General features: G+C 35.8%; 8 protein-coding genes, 1 tRNA gene and 1 other RNA gene. 8 read left to right on the top strand and 2 right to left on the bottom strand.

Annotated elements, in window-relative coordinates:
- The 4 genes from Q0W25_RS08695 to frhB all read left to right on the top strand — a co-directional run.
- A partial coding sequence (locus tag Q0W25_RS08695) for a nickel-dependent hydrogenase large subunit (RefSeq protein WP_298521198.1) occupies positions 1–911 on the top strand: 911 nt, incomplete at its 5' end.
- A 20-nt stretch (positions 912–931) separates the two neighbouring features.
- Positions 932–1,501, top strand: a complete 570-nt coding sequence (gene frhD / locus Q0W25_RS08690; protein WP_297827305.1) for a coenzyme F420-reducing hydrogenase, FrhD protein — start codon at positions 932–934, stop codon at positions 1,499–1,501.
- Positions 1,501–2,340, top strand: coding sequence for a coenzyme F420 hydrogenase subunit gamma (gene frhG, locus Q0W25_RS08685; protein WP_297827303.1), 840 nt, complete (start codon positions 1,501–1,503; stop codon positions 2,338–2,340). The genes frhD and frhG overlap by 1 nt, the downstream gene beginning before the upstream one ends.
- A gap of 11 nt (positions 2,341–2,351) precedes the next feature.
- A complete protein-coding gene (gene frhB, locus Q0W25_RS08680; RefSeq protein WP_298521195.1) occupies positions 2,352–3,203 on the top strand; it encodes a coenzyme F420 hydrogenase subunit beta in 852 nt (283 codons plus the stop codon).
- Positions 3,204–3,302: 99 nt separating this feature from the next.
- Here frhB and map read toward each other — a convergent pair whose 3' ends face one another.
- A complete protein-coding gene (map, locus tag Q0W25_RS08675; protein WP_297827250.1) occupies positions 3,303–4,220 on the bottom strand; it encodes a type II methionyl aminopeptidase in 918 nt (305 codons plus the stop codon).
- A gap of 99 nt (positions 4,221–4,319) precedes the next feature.
- On the opposite strand from map, the gene Q0W25_RS08670 reads away from it, so the two are divergent.
- The 4 genes from Q0W25_RS08670 to rnpB all read left to right on the top strand — a co-directional run bounded on the left by Q0W25_RS08670 (position 4,320) and on the right by rnpB (position 5,737).
- Positions 4,320–4,727 (top strand): hypothetical protein, encoded by a 408-nt coding sequence (locus tag Q0W25_RS08670; RefSeq protein ID WP_297827247.1) that lies wholly within the window; start codon positions 4,320–4,322, stop codon positions 4,725–4,727.
- A 10-nt stretch (positions 4,728–4,737) separates the two neighbouring features.
- Positions 4,738–5,259: a hypothetical protein gene (locus Q0W25_RS08665; RefSeq protein WP_298521193.1), complete on the top strand. Its 522-nt coding sequence runs from the start codon at positions 4,738–4,740 to the stop codon at positions 5,257–5,259.
- A gap of 102 nt (positions 5,260–5,361) precedes the next feature.
- Positions 5,362–5,436, top strand: a tRNA-Met gene (locus Q0W25_RS08660).
- 19 nt (positions 5,437–5,455) lie between these two features.
- Positions 5,456–5,737, top strand: an RNA gene (rnpB, locus tag Q0W25_RS08655) — RNase P RNA component.
- A 101-nt stretch (positions 5,738–5,838) separates the two neighbouring features.
- On the opposite strand, the gene Q0W25_RS08650 is transcribed toward rnpB, so the two are convergent.
- Positions 5,839–6,027, bottom strand: a complete 189-nt coding sequence (locus Q0W25_RS08650; protein ID WP_292751974.1) for a 2TM domain-containing protein — start codon at positions 6,025–6,027, stop codon at positions 5,839–5,841.
- Positions 6,028–6,236: the final 209 nt, after the last annotated feature.

Raw genomic sequence — 6,236 nt, 5'->3', positions numbered from 1 at the left:
GTATTAACAGTGCAGCAATTCACCACTTCTTAGTTGCTCCTGACGTTGTCCCAGAAGACAAATTCGTAGCAGCAGTAGACAGTGTAAGTGAAGTAAGAAAAACTGTTCAATACGTTGTAGATATGATTGCTGGTGAAGGTATCCACCCATCTGATATTAGAGTTGGAGGAATGGCTAGAAACATTACCCCATTCACCAAAGAAAGATTAATTGAAAGGATGACTGCATTAAAACCAAAACTTGAAGAACACGTTGAATTTATCAAAAACTGTGTTGCTGAAGCTGGTTTACCTAAAGATTTAGGTGTAGTTAACCAACCATTAATGGCAACTGACGCAACTTATGGTACCAACGAATTCGATATGGACAAATTCTCTGAAGTATTACCAGAAGCATGGTATGATGACCCTGAAATTGGTAAAAGAGGTTGTTCTGTAATTCCTTTATGGGAAGGTACTAATGTTGAAACCGGTCCTAGAGCAAGGATGGAAAAATTCGCAGGTTTCAAAGACAAAGGTGTAGTTGCTCAACACGTTGCACGTGCAGACGAAATGATTAAAAACTACAATGCTTGTTTAGAAGCATTAGATGCAATTGATCCTGCAGCACCTGCAAACGTATCTTACGATAAAAGAGGAACTGGCGAACTCGGATTTGGTGTCATCGAAGGTCCTAGAGGTACTGACGTACACATGGCACAAGTTGTAGAAGGAAAAACCAAATTCTACTCTGCAATTGTACCAACTACCTGGAACATTCCAACTATGGGTCCAGCTACCGAAGGTTTCCACCATGAATTAGGTCCACACGTTATCAGAGCATACGACCCATGTTTATCCTGTGCTACTCACGTGATGGTAGTTGACGATGAAGATAAATCCATTCTCAAAAATGAAATGGTGAGAATCTAAGTATTGGGAGGATTAATTTAATGCCTTATGATTCTGATATCATTGTGATTGGATGCGGAAATGTATTGTTCAAAGATGATGGATACGGTCCGATAGTCATTAACATACTACAAAAATGTTTTAATGATAAAAATGATTACTACGATCCGGCTGTTACAGATTTTGTAGATAATGAATTTAATAAAGAAGTGTTAGAAGAGATTAAAGGAAAATTTGAAGGCGTAGAATTACCAGATGGTGTTCAATTTGTTGATGGCGGAACAGCAGCACCAACCAATTTCTTCCCGTTATACGAGGAATACGATTGGAAAAAGTTAATCGTTGTTGATGTCGTTGAATTCAACGATGAACCTGGTACTGTCGAAATATTTGACCCTAATTCCATGCAAAGAGGAAAATATGATAATCCTCATGGAATGACTGTTGAAGAGCCTCTTCAAGAAATCTCTAAAAAATGCGAAGTAGTAATTGTCGGCTGTAAACCTGCCGAAATCCCAACTCCAGATATCGATATGGGTTTAACAGAACCTGTAGAAAAGGCTATTCCTAAAACTATAGATCTTATTTTAAAAGAAATCGGGGTAAAATAATGTTTGATAAATTGAAAAAAGCTTTTGGTGGATCTAAAGCAGAAGAACCAAAAGTAGAGGAAAAAGTTGAAGAAGCTGCTCCTGTAGAAACTAAAGCTGCAGAAGCTCCAAAAGCTGCTTCATCAAAACCACGTATTGGTTACATACACTTAAGTGGTTGTACTGGAGATGCAATGTCTTTAACTGAAAACTATGACATTTTATCTACTGTACTTACTGACATGATTGATATTGTATACGGACAAACTTTAGTGGACAAATGGATTCACGGTACTTATGCTGAAGAAATGCCAGAAATGGACTTATGTTTAATTGAAGGTTCCGTCTGTTTACAAGACGAACACAGTGTACATGAACTTTTAGAAGCAAGGAAAAAATCTGGCTTAATTTGTGCATTCGGATCTTGTGCTGTAACTGGTTGTTTCACCACCTTTGCTCGTGGTGGCCAACAAGCTCAACCTAAACATGAATCTTTCTTACCTATTAGTTCATTAGTTAAAGTAGACTTAGCACTTCCTGGTTGTCCTGTAGCTCCTGAAATGATCGCAAAAGCTGTTGTTGCATTATGTAACGGCGACTTAGATTACTTAAAACCAGCTATGGACTGGGCTGCATGTGACAAAGGATGTGGCTGTGACGTATTAACCAACATTGTCCGCCAAGGATTATGTACTGGTTGTGGAACTTGTGCTCTCGGTTGTCCAACTAGGGCAATGGGCTTCGCTGAAGGTAGACCAAGCTGTGACAGAGACAGATGTATTAAATGTGGTACATGTTACTTAATGTGTCCAAGATCATGGTTACCTACAAGTGAAATTAAAAAGGAAACAGGACTTTAGGAGGAATGAATATGGTATTAGGTACTTATAAAGAAGCACTCTCTGCAAGATCTACCGAGCAAAAAATTCTCGATGTATCCCAAGACGGCGGAATTGTTTCAGCATTACTCTGTTACGCACTCGATGAAGGAATCATTGAAGGTGCAGTTGTAGCTGGAACTCCTGACGATGATTGGAGACCTGTTCCTACTGTAGTAACTTCCGCTGATGAAGTTATCGCTGCTGCAGGAACCAAATACTCAATGTCCCCAACTTTATCCGCAATTAAAGAAGCAACCCGTCAATACGGTTTAGAAAAAGTTGGTGTTGTAGCAACTCCATGTCAAACCCAAGGTTTAAGAAAAGCACAAGCTTACCCATTCACTAGATTCGTCGCTGAAAAAATCAAATTAATCGTCGGTATCTACTGTATGGAAAACTTCCCAATGGCTTCTCTTGACACTTTCGCTACTGCTAAATTAGGATTTGACAGCTTACAAGATGCTACCAAAATGGACATCGGAAAAGGAAAATTCTGGTTAACCAAAGACGGTGAAGACTCTGGTTTAGCTATTAAAGAAACACACGGATACGAACAAGCAGGATGTAACATCTGTATGGATTACGTTGCAGAATGGTCTGACGTATCAACCGGTTCTGTAGGATCACCTGACGGATGGTCCACTGTTTTAACCAGAACTGATGCTGGTGCTGATGTATTCAAAGGTGCTGTCGCTGCTGGTTTAATTGAAACAAAACCAATGGACGAAGTAAAACCTGGTCTTCCTTTACTTGAAAAATTAGCTAAAGGTAAAAAAGACAAAAACGGAAAAGTACGTGAAGAAAGAGTTAAAATGGGATTACCAATTCCTCCGGAATACTAATTCCTTTCTTTCTTTTTTTTCTTTTTTTTTAAAAAACTTAATTTTAATTGTTAAAGTAATCTATTTTTATAATAAAAAAAGTTGAAGAGAAAATCTCTTCTAAATTGTTGTAACTGTACAGCCTTCTTTTTCAACAATAACTGTATGTTCTTTTTGACTTACGAAACAGTCTTTCTTTTCCCTGAGGGGAGCATACGGATATATTGCCATAGCGTCTGATAACTGTTTTAACGCGATATTTCCACGCCTTACGCCAAATTCATCTGTAATCCACCTTCCGGAAAATGGTACATACGGATTGTTTTGCTGAATATATTTTAAGACTTTTTGTGTGCTTCTCATTCTAAATGGTTTATTGGCTATGTATGAGAAGATGTAATTTCCAGGAGCGTCATTTACAATCCCTTCTCCATTTGTTGCAAATGGTTCAATTGCAATGGCCTGACCTTCATCCAAGACATAACCGTCATGGTTGTCATAGTTAGGTATTGAAATACCTGCATGCAAATTGTTCTGTTCCAAGCTATGCCCTGTCAAATTGAAAATAGGATTAAGATGATATTCCGCAATTGCTTCATGAACTGCAGCACCAATCTTTGATACTTCAACGCCTGCTCTGACAGTGCTGATTGCAGCTTCAAGGCCTGCTGCGGACGCTTCAACAATCTCTTCATGTAAATTTATTTCATCTTGAGTATAATTTTCATCAATGTTGCCGTCTGCGATTACTGTAATTGCTGAATCGGCAATATAGCCATCAACCATAGCGCCCAAATCCAATTTCACCATATCTCCCGCTTTAAATTTGGTTTCATCATTTGCCGGAGATGTATAATGGGCTGCTATTTCATTTATTGAAACATTGCATGGAAACGCAATTTCCGCTCCACTTTTTAGGATTTCGCTTTCCACATACTCCACTAAATCAATGACTAAAGTTCCGTCTTTAATCATTTTTGAAGCTTCACCACGAATATCTGAAACAATTTTTCCAGCTTTTATATAAGAGTCTATCATAAATAATTACCTTCTACATTAATAATTAATTATATAATTGATAAAGTTTATATAATATTTTATATTACATTCTGTATAAAATTATTCGGAGGTTTAAATATGGAAAATATTCCTACAATACCTGATCAAATGTTCCTATTAATAATATTAATTATTGTTGCTGTTGTACTTTTAATCATTGTATTCCAATGGAGAAAAGTTGCAGAATCAAAAAATTCAATATTAATGCTTGAAAAAGAAATTGAGCTTAAGAAGATGTCTATGGTTGAAAAAGACATTGAATCTAAAAGATTAATGGATAATCCTATTCCATTACCTCAAGATAAGCAAGATAGCCTTTCTGCAATCAGGCAATCCACAACTGATGTAAGAAGTGAAGTTGGTTACTTGCACAGTGAAATCAACGAAAGATTGGCTAGACTTGAAGCTCAAACCGAGCAAAAGAAATTAGAAAAAATGCTTAAAGAAATTGAAGCTAAAGAAGCTAAACTTGAAAAAATGAAATAAGGGGATTAAAATGGAAGTTATCGAAGCGTTAGCTATCCTAATTTTAGTTATTGCAATAATCATTTTGGTCTATTACTATTTATTAAATAGTCCGGAAACTGCTCAAAAATTGCGTAGTATAGTTCCTAATACTGCAGATGCACATATGGATGAAGTATTGGGTAAAAAATCAGATTACGATGATTTATCTAAAGATAAGGCTGCGGCGGGAGAAGGATCTGATTCAATGAGTAAAAAGATTAAAATCAAATTAAGCGACATTGACATGTCCTCTTTGAATACTGATGCATTTTCAAGCAAGCTTGACGCCTTTTTGGATGTCAAAAGCGATGAATTGATTAAAGATTGGTCTTTAGCTACAACCAATGATTTAAATGAATTAGAATCCAAATTTGGTGAAACTACTGGTAAAGTGGATAATCTGGAAAAATCTTTTGACGAATTCAGAAAATCCTCTGAAGAATTCCAAAAAGTCACTGAAGAGAAGTTAGCTAGTTTGGATGAAAGAATTGAATCTTTAGAAAATAAATAATTTTATTTTCTTTATTTTTTCTTATTTAATAGGAAATATGGAAAGATTTATATATTATCTTTTAGATATTAATATAATAGTCTTATACTATTTTTGTCGTATAGCAGGGTGGGGTAGTCTGGTGATCCCGCGGGGCTCATAACCCCGAGATCCCTAGTTCAAATCTAGGCCCTGCTACTTTTAATTAATATTTTTGGCAAGTTAAAGACAGCTGCTGGTTTTTATAAACTAAGGAAACTCCGCCCATCAATACAGACTATGGCGTTGAAAAACGTATACTGAGAGGTATGACTCTGGAGCAGAAACGACACGGCTTTTAATGGTAGACGATGATATTTAATTGAGGACATTAAAAGAATCGGTGAAACGGCCATTCCATAGGATGCAAGAACAAAATTTGCCGATAATCTCTGTAGTAGGCAAGGTAGTTCGCTAAGATGAATGCTGTTAAACAGAAGGTGGGTTACTCTTAACAGGCCATAAATATTAATTACACATTGCTTATTTTCATAGTTAAACTTTCATAATTTAAAAAGAAGGTGAAATCACTCATATTTTACTATTCAGTTAGTATCAAGGTTAATCATCGATAAAAACGACTTTTATATACTTGGCTATTAATATAATTGCAACTATTACCATTGGAAAATAGAACCACCAGTGGTTTGGTGTGAATATAAGATTTATTAAAAATAATACTACAGTAACGAGGATAAATCTTAATATATGTTCTTTAAAATTGATTTTTTTATCTGACTTGTCGGCCATTTCATCACCTGAGATTTTTATAATCTTACTATATTATTAATATTATTTAAGCATACCCTGATTGTTTATATAATGGGTTATCTATTTAAAATGAAATGTCAGAAATGAAAGTAGTTTTTGCCTATATTTCATAGGTAACCCACACGATTTTATATGGGTTACTCTTAACAGGCCAAAAAATATTGATTATTCATTATTTTTTTCAGAAT

Origin of the sequence: uncultured Methanobrevibacter sp. (genome assembly GCF_947166415.1) — an archaeon.
GTDB lineage: Archaea > Methanobacteriota > Methanobacteria > Methanobacteriales > Methanobacteriaceae > Methanocatella.
The sequence above is the reverse complement of the archived record's forward strand: the minus strand, read 5'-3'. Positions and strand labels throughout refer to the sequence as shown.